General features: G+C 63.0%; 17 protein-coding genes. 11 read left to right on the top strand and 6 right to left on the bottom strand.

All coding sequences use genetic code 11. The features are described 5' to 3' along the window. Positions 1-20 precede the first annotated feature (20 nt). The gene (locus ACYQ47_RS10875) at positions 21-1,046 is read left to right on the top strand and encodes an ABC transporter substrate-binding protein (RefSeq protein ID WP_250494756.1); all 1,026 of its coding nucleotides are present in this window, start codon (positions 21-23) and stop codon (positions 1,044-1,046) included. Positions 1,047-1,062: 16 nt separating this feature from the next. Then, positions 1,063-1,986, top strand: coding sequence for an SMP-30/gluconolactonase/LRE family protein (locus ACYQ47_RS10870; protein WP_459905381.1), 924 nt, complete (start codon positions 1,063-1,065; stop codon positions 1,984-1,986). A gap of 18 nt (positions 1,987-2,004) precedes the next feature. Here ACYQ47_RS10870 and ACYQ47_RS10865 read toward each other — a convergent pair whose 3' ends face one another. Both ACYQ47_RS10865 and ACYQ47_RS10860 read right to left on the bottom strand, forming a co-directional pair. Beyond that, on the bottom strand, positions 2,005-2,907 hold the full coding sequence (locus ACYQ47_RS10865; protein WP_459905380.1) for a LysR substrate-binding domain-containing protein: 903 nt from the start codon (positions 2,905-2,907) through the stop codon (positions 2,005-2,007). Positions 2,908-2,997: 90 nt separating this feature from the next. Next, positions 2,998-4,071 carry an Ldh family oxidoreductase gene (locus ACYQ47_RS10860; RefSeq protein WP_459905379.1) on the bottom strand — a complete coding sequence of 358 codons (1,074 nt, stop codon included), beginning with the start codon at positions 4,069-4,071 and terminating at the stop codon, positions 2,998-3,000. A gap of 157 nt (positions 4,072-4,228) precedes the next feature. Here ACYQ47_RS10860 and ACYQ47_RS10855 point away from each other — a divergent pair, with 157 nt between their 5' ends. The 9 genes from ACYQ47_RS10855 to ACYQ47_RS10815 all read left to right on the top strand — a co-directional run bounded on the left by ACYQ47_RS10855 (position 4,229) and on the right by ACYQ47_RS10815 (position 14,215). Continuing rightward, positions 4,229-4,753: an FAS1-like dehydratase domain-containing protein gene (locus ACYQ47_RS10855; RefSeq protein WP_459905378.1), complete on the top strand. Its 525-nt coding sequence runs from the start codon at positions 4,229-4,231 to the stop codon at positions 4,751-4,753. A gap of 12 nt (positions 4,754-4,765) precedes the next feature. After that, the gene (locus ACYQ47_RS10850; RefSeq protein WP_459905377.1) at positions 4,766-5,251 is read left to right on the top strand and encodes a hotdog family protein; all 486 of its coding nucleotides are present in this window, start codon (positions 4,766-4,768) and stop codon (positions 5,249-5,251) included. Continuing rightward, positions 5,248-6,531, top strand: a complete 1,284-nt coding sequence (locus tag ACYQ47_RS10845) for a CaiB/BaiF CoA-transferase family protein (protein WP_309958518.1) — start codon at positions 5,248-5,250, stop codon at positions 6,529-6,531. Before ACYQ47_RS10850 ends, ACYQ47_RS10845 begins: the two co-directional genes overlap by 4 nt. Continuing rightward, complete coding sequence (locus tag ACYQ47_RS10840; protein ID WP_250511239.1) at positions 6,531-7,700, top strand: CaiB/BaiF CoA transferase family protein; 1,170 nt, start codon at positions 6,531-6,533, stop codon at positions 7,698-7,700. Before ACYQ47_RS10845 ends, ACYQ47_RS10840 begins: the two co-directional genes overlap by 1 nt. A gap of 46 nt (positions 7,701-7,746) precedes the next feature. Continuing rightward, positions 7,747-8,679 (top strand): hydroxymethylglutaryl-CoA lyase, encoded by a 933-nt coding sequence (locus tag ACYQ47_RS10835; protein WP_250494760.1) that lies wholly within the window; start codon positions 7,747-7,749, stop codon positions 8,677-8,679. A gap of 165 nt (positions 8,680-8,844) precedes the next feature. Next, entirely contained in the window at positions 8,845-10,188 is a 1,344-nt protein-coding gene (locus ACYQ47_RS10830; protein WP_459905376.1) for a citrate synthase, read from the top strand. A gap of 282 nt (positions 10,189-10,470) precedes the next feature. Beyond that, complete coding sequence (locus ACYQ47_RS10825) at positions 10,471-11,919, top strand: MFS transporter (protein ID WP_459905375.1); 1,449 nt, start codon at positions 10,471-10,473, stop codon at positions 11,917-11,919. A 32-nt stretch (positions 11,920-11,951) separates the two neighbouring features. Continuing rightward, positions 11,952-13,346 (top strand): MFS transporter, encoded by a 1,395-nt coding sequence (locus tag ACYQ47_RS10820; protein WP_459905374.1) that lies wholly within the window; start codon positions 11,952-11,954, stop codon positions 13,344-13,346. Then, the gene (locus ACYQ47_RS10815) at positions 13,343-14,215 is read left to right on the top strand and encodes an SMP-30/gluconolactonase/LRE family protein (protein WP_459905373.1); all 873 of its coding nucleotides are present in this window, start codon (positions 13,343-13,345) and stop codon (positions 14,213-14,215) included. The genes ACYQ47_RS10820 and ACYQ47_RS10815 overlap by 4 nt, the downstream gene beginning before the upstream one ends. Before the next feature lie 40 nt (positions 14,216-14,255). On the opposite strand, the gene ACYQ47_RS10810 is transcribed toward ACYQ47_RS10815, so the two are convergent. From ACYQ47_RS10810 to dctP, 4 genes are read right to left on the bottom strand one after another with little or no spacing between them, the layout of a single operon-like run. Beyond that, on the bottom strand, positions 14,256-15,080 hold the full coding sequence (locus ACYQ47_RS10810; RefSeq protein WP_244830393.1) for a TauD/TfdA dioxygenase family protein: 825 nt from the start codon (positions 15,078-15,080) through the stop codon (positions 14,256-14,258). A gap of 26 nt (positions 15,081-15,106) precedes the next feature. Next, positions 15,107-16,423 (bottom strand): TRAP transporter large permease, encoded by a 1,317-nt coding sequence (locus ACYQ47_RS10805; protein WP_244830392.1) that lies wholly within the window; start codon positions 16,421-16,423, stop codon positions 15,107-15,109. Beyond that, positions 16,420-16,968, bottom strand: coding sequence for a TRAP transporter small permease (locus ACYQ47_RS10800; RefSeq protein WP_244830391.1), 549 nt, complete (start codon positions 16,966-16,968; stop codon positions 16,420-16,422). Before ACYQ47_RS10800 ends, ACYQ47_RS10805 begins: the two co-directional genes overlap by 4 nt. A gap of 9 nt (positions 16,969-16,977) precedes the next feature. After that, positions 16,978-17,991 carry a TRAP transporter substrate-binding protein DctP gene (gene dctP / locus ACYQ47_RS10795; protein WP_309845572.1) on the bottom strand — a complete coding sequence of 338 codons (1,014 nt, stop codon included), beginning with the start codon at positions 17,989-17,991 and terminating at the stop codon, positions 16,978-16,980. Positions 17,992-18,009: the final 18 nt, after the last annotated feature.

The raw sequence follows: 18,009 nt of genomic DNA, 5'->3' as shown, positions 1-18,009 counted from the left end.
GGGAAGAGGGAGACATCATCGTGAGAACGCTCAGGCGCCTGTCGTTGCCAGCGCTCGCCATCTGTGCGGCACTGGCCAGCCAGTCGGCGAGCAGCGCCGCTCCCGTGCCGGAAAAGCCCAGGCTTCATCTGGCCGCGGCGGGTGTGGGCTTTCCGTATCTGCCGTTCGTCATTGCGGATAGCCGCGGATACTTCAAACAGGCCGGGCTGGAAGTCGAAATCGGCGTCTTCAGCGGCGGCGCGAAAGCGCTTCAGGCGATGATGGGCGGCAGCGCCGATATCGTCGCGGGCGCGTATTCGAACACCATCACGATGGCCGCGAAAGGCCAGAAGCTCGTGTCGTTCGTCACGCTGGCTTCGTGCCCCGGCTGGGTGTTCGGCGTGACGCGAGCGAGTCACGACAAGGTCAAGACCTACGCCGATCTGAAGGGCATGCGCATCGGTGTGAGTTCGCCGGGGTCGAGCTTTCATATGGGCGCGAACTATCTGCTGAACAAGGCGGGCGTGAAACCGGGCGATGTTTCGATCATCGGCGTGGGCTCGTCGGCAGGCGCGATTGCCGCCGCGCGCAGCGGGCAGATCGACGCCTTGATGAGCAACGACCCGGTCGCAACCGTGCTACAGACGAGTGGCGATCTCTTTCCGCTTGCCGTGATGCGCGACCCGGCCGGCACCCGAGCAACGCTTGGCGGCGATTATCCGGAAGCCTCCATCTACACCACGCGGGAGTTCGCGGCCAAATATCCCAACACGGTGCAGGCGGTGACCAATGCGATTCTGGAAGCCGAACGCTGGATGGCGCAGGCGACGCCCGAACAAGTCGCCGCCGCCGTGCCGGCGCAATACGCTTTAGCCGACAAGGATGTCTTCGCGCAAGCCTACGCCAACATGCATGACTGCATTTCGCGCGATGGCCTGATGACCGATGCGGCGGCCCACACCGTGCACGACGTGCTGGCCGCGTTCGATCCCGACATCGGCAAGGCGTCCATCGATCTGAAGGCGACTTACGACAATCGTTTTGTCGAGCATGCCGACAAGCGCTGAAGGGAGGACGACAGCGATGGAAAGCCCAATACAAATCCTGGCGGAAGGCTTGAAGTTCCCGGAAGGGCCGGTGGCGATGCCCGACGGCTCCGTGGTGCTCGTCGAGATCGAGCGGGAGACCATCAGCCGCGTTTCGCCCGACGGTAGAGTGAGCGTGCTGGCGGCGGTGGACGGCGGCCCCAACGGTCTGGCGCTTGGGCCGGATGGCGCCTTCTACATCTGCAATAACGGCGGTTTTCTGTTTCGTACCGTTGCCGGACTGAATCGCACGAAACCGGGCGTGCATCCGCGTTATACGAGCGGGCGTATCGAGCGCTTCGACCCGCAGTCGGGCTCGCTCACGACGCTGTATGACCACTGCGGCGATCATCCGCTGTGCGGTCCGAACGACATCGTGTTCGACCACGACGGCGGCTTCTACTTCACCGACTTCGGAAAGAACCGGCTGCGCGAGCGCGATCACGCGGGCCTCTATTACGCTCGCGCCGATGGTTCGGCCATCGTCGAGGTGGCGTATCCGCTCACCACGGCCAATGGCGTCGGTTTGTCGCCCGACGACAGCATCGTCTATGTGGCGGAGACCGAGACCGCGCGGCTCTGGGCATTCGATCTGGAGGCGCCCGGCCGGGCGCGCAGGCATCCTTATCCGTCGCCGCATGGCGGGCGTCTGGTTTGCGGCTTGCCGGGTTATCAGCGCTTCGACAGCCTGGCGCTGGACGCCAAGGGCAACATTTGCGTGGCCACGCTCGTGACCGGTTGCATCACGGTCGTCGCGCCATCCGGTGAAGTGCTGCGACAGGTGCCGGTGCCCGATGGCATGGTGACCAACATCTGCTTCGGCGGCGCCGACATGAAGACGGCCTACGTGACGCTCTCCGGCACGGGCCGCCTGGCCAGGCTGCAATGGCCGCAAGCAGGATTGAAGCTGGCTTATTCGTGATTGACCGATTGCCGGCGCCTAATGGTGTGCCGCATCCTGACTTGCAAGCAGATGCTTGAGAAACAGTTGCACCGGCACGGGAAGCGACTCGGCTTCGCGCACGCAGATTTTCCAGTGGCGCTCCGCCCAGGCTTCATCCAGATGCACGGCGATCAGCGGCGCGGAACTGACGTACCGTTCGGCGTGATGCTCCGGCACGAGCCCGATGCCAAGCCGTGCTTCCACCATGCTGCGCACCGGTTCGAAACCGTTGACGCGAATCGACAGCTTGAGCGGGTGATCGAGATCCGCCGCCGCGCGCAGCACCAACGAATTCAGATAGCTGCCCACTTGCGGCCCCACGAGCGGATACTCGGCGACTTCGCGGAACGTGACCCGTTCGGCGCGGCCGAGCGGATGATCGGGCGGCATGATGACCACCAGCCGGTCGCTGCGATAAGGGAAGACCTGCAGGCCGGTGGTAACCGTCGTGCCGCCGAACACGCCGATATCCGCCGCGTTTTCCGCCACGGCGCGGACCACCGCGGGGCTCAGGCTTTCCTGAAGATCGATGCGCAGCCCGGGGTGCATCTCCAGAAAAACGCGTATGTCGTTGGCGATGTACTGAACGATGGTCGAGAGGCTCGCATGTAAGCGAATCTGACCGCGCACGCCTTCGGCGTGGTCCAGTAACTCGCTCTCCATTTGGGCGATGTCTCGCAACAGCACGCGGGCGTGCTGCAGGAGTGCCGCAGCGGCGGTCGTCAGTTCGAGTCCCTTGTTGCTGCGCACGAAGAGCGCGTTCTTGAGCGTGTCTTCAAGATGGGACATGCGCTTGCTGAGCGCGGAAGGCGCAATGTTTTCCGCATCCGCCGCGCGGGCAATGCTGCCGTGCTCGCACACGGCGATGAACAGTTTCAACGATTGCAGGTCGAATCGCATCGAGTCTCCGGGGTGCGGTCTTTTCGCCGCAGCGCTGCTTCCGAAGAGAAAGTATGCATCGGGTCTGGGGTGAGCGCAAAGGTTTAGGCGTCATGCTGCCTCCGGTTTGGGCTGCGGAAAGCGCACCTCGTAGCGTTCTCCGCAAGCCTTGAGCGGTGTGTCGAAATCGGCATGCAGATGCACGCCATTCTTCAGTTGCTCGGCCCGCCTTGCCATTGCGCGCTCGCCGGGAAGGCGCACGGGGTCGTTGATCGTGCGAGGCGGGTTGGTGCGGCAGGCGTCGCCGAGCCAATCCATCTGCCTCTGGAATGCTTCGATACCGCCGAATGCTGCCGGATCGTGCAGCGACATGAACACGGTCGCGCCCCAGCCTTCGTGTGGATCGGCGCGGCCAAAGCCGGCCAGTCCGCCTGTCAGCGCCTCGATCATCAACGCCATGCCGAATCCCTTGTGACCGGCGGCCAGTCCACCGAGCGGCAGGATCGATCCGGGTGGATCGGCAAACAGCACGCCGGGATCATGCGTCGCGTTACCTTGTGCATCCATCATCCAAGGTTCGTCGAACGATTGGCCGTTCTGATGGCGGCGCGCGCTCATCGCGTTGGTGGTCACGGAGGACGAGATGTCGATCAGCATCGGAGTCGTCGATGTCGGTATGCCGAGAGCGATCGGGTTCGGCGTGAACAAGGCCCGCGTGCCGCCGAACGGCGCGACGCTTTGCACGCTCGGATCGGAGCTCGCCAGCATCATCACCAGGTTTATTTCGGTGGCGCGCAGGAGATACGCGGCAAGACATGCAATGTGATGACTGCGCCGGATCACGAGCGTGGCGGCGCCGAGTTCGCGAGCGCGCGGGGCAAGGACGTCGATGCCGGCATGCACGAGCGCGGGTCCGGGCAGACGCCGTCCGTCCCACAGCAACGCGGCAGGACGATCAGAGATGACTGCGGGCGCGCCGTCGCGTGTCATGGCGCCTTGTTCGAGCTGCTTCACGTAGCCTGGCAACAGCGCGAGTCCGTGCGTGTCGTGTCCCATCAAGTCGCCATCGACGAGAGTGCGTGCCACGTCCCGCGCATGAGCGCTCGCGAGCCCCGCCAGGCAAAGCACTTCCATTGCATATTCAAAGAGCGCGTTCGCGTCGTAGCGGGTCGTTCTCATCGACATCTCTCCCTTGGTGGTGTCATGCGTCGAGCGGTACGTGAGGCACGATAGTCGATCGATGCGACCCTGAGAAGACGTTGATTCAACGATCAAGTATTGTGCGCTAAAGGGCGGCTCCCCTAGACTGGCTTCGTCGATGTAGCGACAGGAGACTAGAGCCGTGAGCAACGAATACATCACCGGCAAGGTGAAAGCCATCATCGGCGCCGAGACCGAATGGGTCACGTCGACGCATGCCGTCGAAGCAAGCGAAGTGCGCCGCTTTCATCATGCAATCATGGATGACGCGCGTCGTTACTGGGACGAAGACTGGGCCGCGACAAGTCGTTATGGCGCACTGGTCGCGCCGCCGGGTTTTCCGGTGCATGCCTTTCGCAGACCGCCGTCATCGCCCGACCCGCTGGATGACATGAACAAGCCTGACTACGATGGCCTGAGCCGCAGTTTCAGCGGCCTGCCGGCCGTCGAAGTGGAGTTGCCACGCGATCTGAACGGCGGCTACGAATACGAGCTCTACCGTTATGCGCGCGTCGGCGAGAAGGTGCTGCGTCAGGCGCGCTACAAGGACATCGTGCAGCGCGACGGCAAAAGCGGACCGATGGTGCTCGTCATCATCGAAGAGACCTACGTGAACGAGAAGGGCGAGAAGCTTTTGAAGGTCACGAACACCCAGATCATGCGCTAGGCGAGGGTCATCATGGCTGCACTGTATTTTGAGGATGTCGAAACAGGCATGGAGATCCCGGCGCTCGTCAAGGGACCGATGACCACGGCGCATATCGTGCGCTGGTCGGCATCCATGGAGAACTGGCATCGCATTCATTACGACTGGCGCTTCGCCACGCAACACGACAAGTTACCCGACGTAATGGTCAACGGCTCGTGGAAACAGCACATCATGCTGCAACTGCTGACTGACTGGGCCGGTGAAAGCGGCTGGGCATGGAAGCTCCAGTTCCAGTTTCGCGGCATGAACGTGCCGGGCGATCTGCTCACGGCGTGGGGCCGCGTGACCGGAACCGAACGGCGCGGCGGCTTCGGTCTCGCGCATCTGGAAATCGGCTTGCGTAATCAGGAAGGCAGGGAAAGCACGCCCGGCAGCGCAACGGTCGTTCTGCCCTTGCGCAACGGCGCGCCCGTGCCTTATCCCTTCGATCCAGCCGTTCTCGACGAGGCCGCATGAGCGCCGCTGATTTCGTATCCCCAGCGCGCGTGGTCGCCGCGCCGCTCGCCGGCGTGCGCGTGATCGAATGGAGCGACGCCATGCCCGCCGCTTTCTGTGCGCGCGTGCTGCGCGACCTCGGCGCGCAGGTGCTCAAGCTGGAGCCGCCCGGTACTGGCGATACGTTGCGTCGAACCGGCCCGTTCGCACCCAATGCTCCTTATGGTGAAGATGCCGCGCTCTTCGCGTATCTGAATCACGGCAAGGAAAGCGCCACGCTCGATCCGTCGCATCGTCAAGGAGCTGCGTTGCTGCGGCGTCTCGTGGAATCCGCCGATCTGCTGATTACGTCCAATACAAGCCGCCTTGCGGAACTGCAACTCGACGGCGATACGCTCAGGCACATTCAGCCCGCGCTCGTCACGCTTTCCGTCACGCCCTGGGCTACGCATGCGGGACCCGACGCGCCGTTCGCGTACACCGACTTCACCCTCACGCATCACGCGGGCTATGCATTTCATCAGGCGCGCCCCGTTCACGCACCCGATCAGCAAGCGCCCGTCGCCTGTGCCGACCGCGAAGTGGCGCTGGCCACGGGTGCGGCCGCCGCGAACGCCGCGCTCTGGGGCTTGCTCGAAGCGCAGATGAATGGCGAGGGACGCAGTATCGAATGCGCGGAGCTGGATGTGATCGCGCATCTGCTGATCGAGCCCGTCGCCGATCATGGGCGCGGCGAACGCAGCTTCAGCCGGCTGCGCGAGGAACTGCAGGGCACCGAGGTCGCGGGCGGGCTGATCTGGCTGTTGCCGTGCAAGGACGGCTTCGTGATGATTTCGCCGCGCGAACAACATCAATGGGAACGCTGGGTCGAATTGCTCGGAAACCCGGCGTGGTCGCGCGATGAGGCGCTGTGCGGCGAACGCACGGCGCGCAACGAAAACTGGATGATCTTGCAAGACGAGATGTCGAAGTGGACGCGCGAGCATAGCCGCGCCGACGTCTTCGAGCGCGCGCAGGCGGCGCGCGTGGCGTGTTTTCCAGTGAGCGGTGCGCGCGATCTTCTGGATAACGCGCAGCTGAATGCGCGCGGGTTTTTCGATCGCTGGCAGTGCGCGGGCGGCACGCCACTGTCGATGCCCGGCCTGCCGTTTGCCATGCGCACGACTTCGGGCGCAGAGTTGCCACGCGCGCGCGATGTCGTATCGCCCGCACTTGGCTCCGCTAACCGCGCGGTGTTCGAAGAGCGCCTCGGACTGTCGCCGGATGAAGTCGAAAGCTTGCGCCGGCATGGAGTCGTGTGATGACACAGAAAGCATTGGCGGGCTTGCGCGTCGTCGATTTCAGCTGGGTGCTGGCCGGACCCATGACTACCAAGATGCTCGCGGGCATGGGCGCGGAGATCATCAAGATCGAATCCGCGACGCGGCCCGAACATACGCAGCGTCCGCCCTGGTGGGCAGTGGTGAACGCCGGCAAGAAGAGCTGCACGATCAATCTGAGCCGGCCGCAAGGTCCGGAACTGATCCGGCGTCTGATCGCGCAGAGCGATATGGTCGTCGAAAACTTCTCCAACGGCGTGCTGGCGAAGTTTGGCCTCGATTACGCGACGCTTGCGCAGATTCGCCCCGATCTGATTTTCGTGTCCGCGTCGGGCACGGGTCGCGAAGGCCCGCAGCGCGATGCGCTTGCCTACGGCTCGTTATTGCAGGCGTACAGCGGTCGCGCCAGCGTGGTGGGCACGCCGAACGAGCGCGTGGAGGCCATGGGCATTCTGCCTGCGTGGACCGATCCGATCACTGCGCTCTGGGAAAGCTGCGCGGTGCTTGCGGCCATCCGGCACCGGCGCGTGAGCGGCGAGGGCGCGTACATCGATCTGTCGATGCTCGAAAGCACCGTCGCGCTATTGCCCGAACAGCTGTTTCGCGAGGCGCTCGGCAGCAAGACGCCAACGGCCACGGGCGCGCGCGAATGGGACGCCGCACCATCCGGATGCTTCCGCTGCTCAGGCGACGACGCCTGGCTCGCCGTTTCCATTGGCAACGACCGGCAATGGCGAGCGCTCTGCGACGCCATGCGCAAGCCCGAACTTGCTACCGATCCCCGCTTCTCCGATGCGTTCGGCCGCGCCGCGCATCGCGCAGCGGCGGACAATTTACTGGCAGAGTGGCTGCGCGACCAGACGCCCGCGCAAGCACTCGATGCGCTGCAGTCGCGTGGCGTGCCGGCCGCGCGTTCGAGACACATTGGCGCGGTGATGGAAGACCCGTATTTCGCCGATGGCGGCCTCTTCCCGCTGCTCGCGGACGGCTCACGCAGCATTGCGCTTCCGTGGCGCGATAACGCCGGCTTTCGCGGCGATTTCACGCCGCCGCCGCGCCTCGGCGAACACAACGACTACGTGTTCGGTGAGCTGCTCGGCCTCGATGCGCACGAAATTGAAACCTTGACCGAAGCGGGCGTGCTGCGTTGATGACGAGCGCGTTCGTGCAAAGACTCATTTTTGAAGGAGCAGGACCATGAAAGAAAAAGTGATGGTTTGCGAAGTCGGGCCGCGTGACGGTCTGCAAATGGCTCACGAGATCATGCCGACCGAGCAGAAAACGCGCTGGATCGCGGCAATCGCGCAAGCGGGTATCGGCGAAATAGAGGTCGGCAGTTTCGTTCCGCCAAAGCTCGTGCCGCAAATGGCGGACACCGAGGCAATCGTCAAGGCGGCGCTGCTACAACCCGGCTTGCGCGTGATGGCACTCGTGCCCAACCTGCGCGGTGCGCAGGCGGCATATGCGGCGGGCGCACATGGCGTCGGCATACCGGTTTCGGTGAGCGAGGGACACAGCCGCTCGAACACGCGCAAGGGCACCATGGAGCAGGTGGACGAAGTACGGCGAATCGTCGAATGGGTGCGCGAGCAGGAGCGGCCAATGGCGATCGAGCCGGGTTGCGCGACGGCTTTCGGCTGCGCCATCGACGGCGAGATTCCCTTGCAAAAGGTAATCGAAACGGCCGTCGCGCTAGCCGAAGCAGGCGTCGATGCCGTCGCGCTCGCAGATACCGTCGGCTACGGCAATCCCGTTCAGGTACGCAAGATGGTCAAGGCCGTGCGCGCGGAGATCGGCGACAAGCTGACCAAACTGCATCTGCACGACACGATGGGACTCGGCCTCGCCAATGCGCTGGCGGGGCTCGAAGAAGGCATCCGTTCCTTCGATTCCGCGCTCGCGGGCCTTGGCGGCTGTCCGTTCGCGCCGGGCGCGTCGGGCAACATCGTCACGGAAGACCTCGTCTTCATGCTGGAAAGCATGGGCTTCGATACTGGAATAGACCTGGAACGGCTGATCGCCGCGCGCGAACTGCTGCACGAAGGGCTGCCTGGCGAGCCGATGTACGGGCAGGTGCCAAAGGCCGGCATTCCCAAGACTTTCCGCCGGACGGCTGGACTTCATGCATAGACGGAGCGTGTTCGACCGCGGTACTGGCATGACCCGATTGTGAGCATCCACGCGTTTGATTATCTTGTGGTTCACTGTGCCCCGTCCGGCGCTTTTGCGCTGGCAGCTTCGCATGGGACCAGGACGGGCGCTTCGGCGCCCGTCCTGGGTCGACAGGAGACCAAGGTGCAATCGAACCCGCATGATGCCGCCAGCGCGCCGCCCGACGCGCCCGGCGATTATCTGACACGCGCTGAAACGCTCGCGCTGCTGCAGATCAAGCTGCAAACGTTGTACGCCTACGTCAGCCGCGGCTTGATTCGCAGCGTGCCGCAAGGCGACAAGGGGCGCCGGCTTTATGCGCGCCAGGATGTCGAACGCGTGAAATCGCGCGCCGATGCCCGCAGTGGCCACGCGCCCGTCGCCGCGGCCGCCATGCGCTGGGGCGAGCCGATCATATCGAGCACGCTCACCGAAATCACGGCCGAAGGTCCGCGTTATCGCGGCGTCGCGGCGCTCGAACTCGCGCGCAAGGGAAAGACCTTCGAACAGGTCGTGAAAGCGCTCTGGAATCCACGCGACGACGTGATCCTTTCGTGGCAGCCGTGCGGTCGCACGTTACGTTTCGCCGATGCCTGGTCGCGCACGGCGGGTCTCCAGCCACGTCGAGAACTCGTGCGCTTCTTCGCCGATATTGCAATGCGCTTCGGCGGCGAGCATCTGCGCGCGTTGCAGGCCGGCGACGCGCAGTTCATCGAATGCAGTCGCATGATCGCAACGATGGCGCATTGCCTTGCGCATTTGCGACGCGCAACGCCGGGCGCTGCGGCGGGCGTCACGCGCAAACGCGCGGACGGTCTCGCCGCGACGCTGTTGACCGTGCTCGGTGGTTCGGCGTCTGCCGCGCATCGTGCCGCGCTCGACGCCGCGCTCGTGCTGTGCGCGGATCACGAACTCGCGCAGGCGACCTTCGTGGCGCGTATCGCGGCGTCGGCGGGAGCGGATATCGGCGAATGCGTGGCGGCGGCCATCCTCACGCAGACGGGGCTCACGTCCGCGCGATCGTACGAAGCCACCGAGGACCTGCTGCGCGCATGCCGCACGGTTGCAGAAGCGCAACGGCTCTTCACGGAGCACTATGCGGCACACCGGAATCTGCCGGGCTTCAATCATCCCTTGTATCCGGATGGCGACCCGCGCGCGAGCTACCTGATCGATCTCGCGCGGCGGCTCGAAGGGCGGCACGCCGCGGTCGATCCGCTCTTCGAGGCACTCAAGATCGCAGCGGGCTACGGCTGTCTGTCGAGCCTGGAAGTTGGGCTGACCATGCTAACCGTGGCATTGGGGCTGCCGCCGCGCAGCGCGTTTTGCCTGTTCATCATCGGACGGTCGGCGGGGTGGGTGGCGCATATCATCGAGCAGCGCGAATCCGGCGCTTTGATACGTCCACGCGCGGACTACCTCGAGGCGAACGCCCCGCAGAACGATTCGGACGAGACGCGCTTGCTGACGTCGATCCTGCCGCCCTGAATCTCCGCATCGCACGACATGACGCCGACGGCCCTTCGCGAGGGCCGTTTTTCTTGGGCGCCGCGATCAAGTTGATTCAACGATCAAGTATTGTGGGCCGCTCCATGCGTCACTAGACTGGGCTAATCGAAAGGAGACAGCGGCCCGGACAAGCTAGCGACAGACAATGCGAACCAAGCCAGCAATTCCACACCGTCCTCATCGAATAGTTAGTATCCCCGATATTCACGACCGGTACGATGCGCCTTCGGCATTCAGCCGGCTGCACAGGAGGAGAAGAGGATGAACACCCCGAACAGGGCCATCGGCGCCGATGTCGCCGGGTCGCTCGACAGCGCGGATTATCCGGCGCGCGTCATCACGGCAGGCGGCGTGACCGCACGCTTCGACCGGTTGCCAATGACCGCCACGCTGTGGAAGCTCCTCACCCTCGTCGCACTCGGCGGCTTCTTCGAACTCTACGATGTGTACTTCGCGGGCTATATCGCGCCGGGCTTGTTCCGCTCGGGCATCCTCACGGCGACCACGCCCACTTTCTTCGCGATGAACGGTCTCGCCGGCTTTCTGGCGTCGCTGTTCATCGGGCTTTTCATTGGCACGATCTGCTTCGGCAGTCTCGCTGACCGATTCGGCCGGCGCCGCGTCTTCGCCGCATCCATGCTGTGGTATTGCATTGCGACGGTCTTCATCGCGTTTCAGGATACGGCGCTAGGACTGAACGTGTGGCGTGTGATTTGCGGCATCGGCGTCGGCGTGCAGTACGTGACGATCGATTCCTACGTCTCCGAATTGACGCCGCGACACGCACGCGGCATGGCGTTCGGGCTTGTATATGGCGTGGCGCAGATTTGCGCGCCGCTGATCGCGTTCCTTGCGTGGGTGCTGGTGCCGATTTCCCCGCTGGGTTTCGAGGGCTGGCGCTGGGTGATCGCGCTCGGATCGGTGGGCGCGCTGCTCGTGTGGTATCTGCAATTGCGTCTGCCGGAATCGCCGCGCTGGCTCGTGCAGAAAGGTCGCCTCGACGAGGCTGAACGCGTCATGCAGATGATCGAAACCCGCGTTCGCCGTGACTACGGCAAGGACCTGCCGCCACCGGCCGACGCGCCCGAAGCCGAGGAGCAGGAAGGCACGTTGCGCGAGGCATTCAGCCCGCGCTATCGCGGTCGCACGCTGATGCTCGTGGTCGTGAACTTCTTTCAAACGATTGGTTACTACGGCTTCGTCAGCTGGATTCCGACGCTGCTCATCGCCAAGGGCATCATGGTGACGCGCAGCCTCGAATACACTTTCCTGATCGTGCTGCTTTATCCAATCGCACCATTCATCGTCATGCTGGTGGCTGACCGCTTCGAGCGCAAATGGCAGCTCGTGTGCAGTGCGATCTCGGTGGCCGTGATCGGCGTGATCTTCTCGATGCTCAAGGCGCCGGGCTGGCTCATCGCGGTGGGGATCGTGCAGACGCTCGTGGTCAATTGGCTGTCGACTATCGTGCATACCTACCAGGCCGAGTTGTTCCCGACGCGCATGCGAGCGGGCGCGGTGGGCTTCGTGTATTCGTGGAGCCGGCTGTCGTCGATCTTCGTGGGCTTTTTCATCGCGTTCTTTTTGCGCGAGTTCGGCGTGCCGGGCGTATTCGCCTTCATCTTCGCCGCGATGGCGATCGTCGTCGTGGCGGTGGCGCTCTTCGGGCCGCGCACCACGGGGCTGGCGCTCGACGACATCGCGCGGTGAGTACGCGCATCGACGCCCTTGCGGAGCAGCCAATGGATTCCGTAGACCCGAAGGTCGTATCCGGCACCATCAACGGCAGGCTCGACCGGCTGCCGATGACCCGGCACATGTGGACGCTCTTGATGCTGATCGCAGCGGGCGGTCTCTTCGAACAATACGATATCTATTTCACGGGTTATATCGCGCCGGGTTTGTTCCAGAGCAAGCTGCTGACTTCGACCACTGCATCGTTCTTCGATCTCAACGGTCTTGCAGCCTTTCTCGGGTCGCTGTTCCTCGGGCTGTTCATCGGTACGATCTGTTTCAGCTATATCGCCGATCGCTTCGGGCGGCGGGTGGTCTTTCTCGGCTCGATGATCTGGTATAGCGTCACGACGTTCATTTTGGCGTTTCAGGGCTCGGTGCACGGTCTCGAGATATGGCGGCTGATAGGCGGTATAGGCATCGGAGTCGAGATGATCACGATCGACACCTACATCTCCGAACTCGCGCCCCGCGGTGCGCGCGGCAAAGCATTCGCGTTGTTCTACGGGCTGGCGCAAATCAGCGCGCCGCTCGTGGCCTTTCTAGCGTGGATGTTCGTGCCGACGAGACCGTTCGGCTTCGATGGCTGGCGCTGGGTGATTCTTTTCGGCTCGTTCGGCGCGGTGCTCGTGCTGTTCTTGCGGCGCCGCTTGCCCGAGTCGCCGCGCTGGCTCGCGCAACATGGGCGGCTCGCCGAGGCCGACCGCGTGCTTTCGGTTATCGAAGCGAAGGTGCAAAAGGAGTACGGCCAAGCGTTGCCCGAACCTGAAAAGGCCGTTGGCACGGTACATCCGGAAGGGCGTATCGCCGAAATGTTCGGGCCGGTTTACCGCACGCGCACCATCATGTTGATGATCGTGAACTTCTGCCAGACCATCGGCTATTACGGCTTCGTGAGTTGGATTCCAACGCTTCTGATAGCGAAGGGCATTCTTGTCACGCGAAGTCTCGAATACACGTTTCTCATCGTGTTGACCTATCCGGTCGCGCCGCTTCTCGTTATGCTCGTGATCGACCGCTTCGAGCGCAAATGGCAGCTCGTGTGCAGTGTGATATCCGTGGCGATCATCGGCGCGATCTTCGCCATGCTGAACGCGCCGGGCTGGCTCATTATGGTTGGATGCCTGCAGACGCTTGTCGTCAACTGGATGTCCACCATCGTGCATGCCTACCAGTCGGAACTGTTTCCAACCTGGATGCGCGCTCGCGCGGTCGGCTTCGTGTTCTCGTGGAGCCGGTTGAGTTCGATATTCGCAGGCTTCTTCATCGCCTTTTTCCTGCGTGAATTCGGGCAGGCTGGCGTGTTTGCGTTCATCGGCGGTGCAATGGCGATCATCGCCACGACGGTGGCGTGGCTCGGTCCGCGTGTCACGGGCCGAGCGCTGGAGGAGATCGCCCATTGAGCGAGCTGGAATGTGTCGGCAATACGCGCGATGTACTCGGGGAGTCTGCGTACTGGTCGGTCGAAGAACAGGCGCTGTATTGGGTCGACATCCGCAGCCATCTGATCCGCCGCCGCAAATGGGGCGACGACCACACGCAAACCTGGACCATGCCCGAACTCGTAGGCTCGATCGCGCCATGCGCGTCGCGGCTCGGATTAATCGTGGCGCTACGCTCGGCCATCGCGTTCTTCGATCCGGCGAGCGGCGCCATTGAACGTTTCGACGCGCCGCACGCAAGCCAGCCACAAATGCGCTTCAACGATGGCAAGTGCGATAGACAGGGACGATTCTGGGTCGGCTCGATGGATGACATTGGACGCACGCCGGTGGGCGCGCTGTATCGCTTCGAAGCGGGGCGTTATACGCGCGTGATCGAACGCGTAGCCGTGCCCAACAGCCTGTGCTTCTCGCCGGACGGCGGGACGATGTACTTTGCGGACGGCATCGAGCCCGTGATCTGGGCGTTTCCATTCGATGTTTCGACGGGCATGCCGGGCGAGCGACGTCTATTTGCGCGGCTCGACCGCGACACGGGAATTCCCGATGGCGCAACCGTCGATCGTCATGGCTACCTGTGGAGCGCGCAATATGGCGGCGGTGTCGTCAAGCGATACGCGCCCGATGGACGCATCGACCGCGTCGTGCCGATGCCGGTCACGCAGCCAGCAAGCTGCACGTTCGGCGGGCCGGATATGCGTACGCTTTTTGTGACGAGCGGTACGCGTAAGTTGTCCGTGGAAGCGCTCGAGACGCAACCGCTTGCAGGGGCGTTGTTTTGTTTGCGCACCGATATTGAAGGATGCGCTGAAGCGGCATACGTTGGCTGAGCGCGCCTTACAAACTCGAGCCAATCCCACGTCGCCCCCCTCATCGCGGCACGTCCCCCTTGAGCGTGATCCGCTGCATCACCCGCCGAAACCCGTGATAATCGTTCACCGGATTATGCTGAGCCGCGCGATTGTCCCAGAACGCAATCGCGTTGTTCGACCAGACGAACCGGCACGTGAACTCCGGTTTCACCTGATGTCGAAACAGGAAGTCGAGCAGCGGCGCGCTTTCGTCGGTGGTCATGCCGTCGATGCCGACCGTATGCGCAATGTTCACGTAAAGCCCCTTGCGTCCCGTTTCCGGATGCGTGCGCACGACGGGATGCTTCGCCACGAAATCGTCCGGCTTCTTGCCCGCGCCGTCCGTTCGAATGCGATCCTCCCGGGTACGCGACACATCCGCCTTGGCCGATGAACTGATGCCCTTCAGTCCTTCGAGCAGCCGCTTCATGGTGTCGGACAACGCGTCGTACGCAAGCTGCTGGTTCGCGAACAGGGTGTCGCCGCCATAGGGCGGAATCTCGCGCGAGAGCAGCATCGAGCCCATGGGCGGCACGTCGAGATAAGTCGTGTCCGAATGCCAGATGCCGCCGAAATTCACGCGTTCCGTTTCCAGTTTCTTGACTTCGATGATGGTCGGAAAACCTTCGAGGCTCTTCACAAAGGGATATTCGATAGGCTCGCCCATCGCCTCCGCAAAATCCAGGAACTGCCGGGGAGCGAGGTTCTGGTCACGCAGAAAGATGACGAGATGCTCGTTGAGCGCCGCGCGCAAAACGCTCGCTTGTTCGCGCGTCACGCCCCGCGACAGATCGATACCGGAGATTTCGGCGCCCAGCGCGCCCGCCACTTTGCGAATGTCCATGCGAACTCCTCGAAGCCGGGCGTGTGTCAGTTCGCGCCGAGCAGCATTGTCGAAAGCGAAGGAAAAATACCGATGAGCGCAAGAACGCCCATCATGATGAACACATAAGGCAACGTGCCGAGCACGATCCGTCGCAACGGGACATCGGGCGCGACGCTCTGCACGACAAAGAGGTTGAGTCCCACCGGCGGATGGATGAGCGCCATCTCCATGTTGATGACGACGACCACGCCGAACCAGATCAGATTCCAGTGATACGCCTCCACGACCGGCACGAGCACGGGCATGGTCACGACGATGATCGCGATCGTCTCCATGAAGCAGCCGAGAAAGATCAGCAACACGTTGATGCTCACGAACAGCACCCACGGTTCGACGTGCGCGCCCGCGACGGTTTGCGTGAGCGACGCCGCAACCTGGCTCGTCGTCATCACATAGCCGAACACGATGGCCGATGAAATCACCGCGAGGATCATCACGCTGCTTTGGGCCGCGCTGATCAGGATCTGCCGGAATTTGCTCCACGAAAGCTCCCGGTACACGACGCCCGCAAGCACCAGACTTGCGACGATACCGAGCGACGCCGCTTCCTGAGGCGTTGCAAGCCCGCGATACAGCGAGCCGAGAATGATGAGAATCAACAGAGCGAACGGGCCGACGTCTTTCAATGCGACGACACGTTCGCGCATGCTCGCGAGCGGCCGCGTGCGCCTTTCGCTCTCGCTGCCGCGCGCACGATCGCGCATGGCGAGCAGTATCTGATAGATGCCGAAAGCAGAAGCCATGATCGCGCCGGGGATGAGTGTCGCGACGAACAGTTTGCCGATACTTTGCTCCGCGATCACGCTATACACGATCAACGGTATGCTCGGCGGTAACAGAATGCCGAGTGTGCCGCCGGCCGCGACCGCGCCGCATGCACGCGCTTCGGGAACGCGGTGCCGGCGCATCTCCGACACAGCGAAGCCGCCGATGGCCGCCGCCGTCGCCACGCTCGAACCGGATACGGCCGCCATCACGCCGCATGCAAGCGTCGTCGCGACGGCGAGGCCGCCGGGCACGCCGTCGAGGATCGTCGCCAGCGCCGCATAAAGACGCGCGCCCATGCCCGACGCGGAGACGATCGCGCCCATGAACATGAACATCGGCACGGAAGTCAGCGTGAAGGTGGCAACCGATCCCCAGTACGTGCTCGGTACGAGACTCAGTGCATCCCATCCGCCGCCCGTGACGAACAGCGAGGCGAGGGCGACAAACAGCAACGCGAACGCAATGGGCACGCCCATCGACAACACCGCGAGCAAGCCGCCGAACATCCCCGCACCGATGACGAGCTGATTCATTCTTCTCTCCCGAGCAGCATGTCGTCGATGGCGACTTCACGGCCTGCCGGTTCGCGTGCGAATACGATGGTCAGCAAGCGTACGATCTGCGCGATGCACAAAAGCAGCATGCCCGCGAAGAAGCCCGAATAAGGAATCCACAGCGAGAGCGAGAACATGCCCCACGAACGTTCACCGCTCGTGTACGCCTCCCACCAGAAGTCGAATGCGAGGCATGCGAGCGCGAACGCGACCGCCGTGACGATGGCCGTCGATATGAACGCGAGCGCGCGCTTGCCACGTTCGCCGAGATGTGCGCTGAGAACGTCGACCTTGAGATGCCGGCCTTGCCACGCCAGCGCCGCGGTGCCCACGAAGGTCATGTAGGCCATGAGGTAAGTCGTGACCTCCGTGACCCAGACATCGGAAAGATGCAGCGCTTCGCGCGCGAGCACGCCATACGAAATGACGAGCACTGTCGCGATGACCGCCGCGCCGACGGACAACGCGACGCCCCGGCAAAAAGCGTCGAGCCCGCGCGAGAAGCGGTCCAATGCGTGGCGCATCGCGGCCTCTTATTTGTAGAACGCCGTGCTCTGATCGAGCAGACGTCCGCCGTCGGGCACTTCGGCGCGGAACTTAATGAAGCTGACTTTCTGGAACAAGGTCTGCCACTGGTTCCACTCATCGAGCGTCATCTTGTGGATCTTCGCGTTATGGCTCGCAAAAAGTTGCGCGACGCGGCGATCGTCCGCTTTCGCCCCTTCGAACGCGCTCTGCTCGAGGCTTCGACCCACGTCCGTCATGATCTTTTGCTGCTCGGGCGTGAGCTTGTTCCACGTCTTCATGCTGATCGCGATCGGCTCGATCGTGTAGTAGATGCTGTAGTCCTCGGGCGAGTTGTAGTACTTCGCCACTTCGTAAAGCCGATACGAACCGAAGGTGCCGGACGACGTCCACAAGCCATCGAGCAAGCCGAGTTGCATCGCGCTATAGGTTTCCGACGACGCCATCGACACGGTACTCGCGCCAGCGCTCTGCAAGGCCGCCTCCATCATCTTTCCGGCGCCGCGCACCTTCTGCTGCGGCAGATCCGCAGGCACGTTGATGGGCTTGGACTTGGATGCCATGCCGCCCGAGATTTGAATCCAGCAGAGCGTCTTGAAGCCATATGCTTCTATCTTCGCTTCGAGTTCTTTCCAGGGCGCGGAGGTGCGGAATTTGAAGACGTCCTCGGGCGTTTTCCAGAGGCCCGGCAGGAGGATGAGGTTCATCTGCGGGATCGCGCCCGCCGAATAGATGTACGGATAGATTGCGAGATCGGCGCTGCCGTTCTTCAAGGCCGTGTGGGTGTTCAGCGATTTGACGAGCGACTCGGCCGGAAAGATGTTGATGTGTATCTTGCCGCCCGACTTCTGCTCGACCTGCTGCGCGAACTTCTTGCCGGTCTGCACCACATAATCGTTCGGGTCGTCGGGCCATTGATGCGCCATCTTGAGCGTCACGACGTCGTCGGCGTGTGCCGCTGTCGATATCGCGGCGAGCGCGAACATGGCGGTGAACATGCGGGTCCAGCGCTTTGCCTGCATCTTCCGTCTCCTGATTTT

The organism is Caballeronia sp. HLA56 (genome assembly GCF_054655155.1).
The sequence above is the reverse complement of the archived record's forward strand: the minus strand, read 5'-3'. Positions and strand labels throughout refer to the sequence as shown.

Coding starts and splice junctions, on each gene's coding strand:
- ACYQ47_RS10840 (WP_250511239.1), top strand. CDS start 6,531: ATGACACAGAAAGCATTGGCGGGCTTGCGCGTCGTCGATTTCAGCTGG.
- ACYQ47_RS10835 (WP_250494760.1), top strand. CDS start 7,747: ATGAAAGAAAAAGTGATGGTTTGCGAAGTCGGGCCGCGTGACGGTCTG.
- ACYQ47_RS10870 (WP_459905381.1), top strand. CDS start 1,063: ATGGAAAGCCCAATACAAATCCTGGCGGAAGGCTTGAAGTTCCCGGAA.
- dctP (WP_309845572.1), bottom strand. CDS start 17,991: ATGCAGGCAAAGCGCTGGACCCGCATGTTCACCGCCATGTTCGCGCTC.
- ACYQ47_RS10810 (WP_244830393.1), bottom strand. CDS start 15,080: ATGGACATTCGCAAAGTGGCGGGCGCGCTGGGCGCCGAAATCTCCGGT.
- ACYQ47_RS10800 (WP_244830391.1), bottom strand. CDS start 16,968: ATGCGCCACGCATTGGACCGCTTCTCGCGCGGGCTCGACGCTTTTTGC.
- ACYQ47_RS10865 (WP_459905380.1), bottom strand. CDS start 2,907: ATGCGATTCGACCTGCAATCGTTGAAACTGTTCATCGCCGTGTGCGAG.
- ACYQ47_RS10820 (WP_459905374.1), top strand. CDS start 11,952: ATGGATTCCGTAGACCCGAAGGTCGTATCCGGCACCATCAACGGCAGG.
- ACYQ47_RS10850 (WP_459905377.1), top strand. CDS start 4,766: ATGGCTGCACTGTATTTTGAGGATGTCGAAACAGGCATGGAGATCCCG.
- ACYQ47_RS10825 (WP_459905375.1), top strand. CDS start 10,471: ATGAACACCCCGAACAGGGCCATCGGCGCCGATGTCGCCGGGTCGCTC.
- ACYQ47_RS10845 (WP_309958518.1), top strand. CDS start 5,248: ATGAGCGCCGCTGATTTCGTATCCCCAGCGCGCGTGGTCGCCGCGCCG.
- ACYQ47_RS10805 (WP_244830392.1), bottom strand. CDS start 16,423: ATGAATCAGCTCGTCATCGGTGCGGGGATGTTCGGCGGCTTGCTCGCG.
- ACYQ47_RS10860 (WP_459905379.1), bottom strand. CDS start 4,071: ATGTCGATGAGAACGACCCGCTACGACGCGAACGCGCTCTTTGAATAT.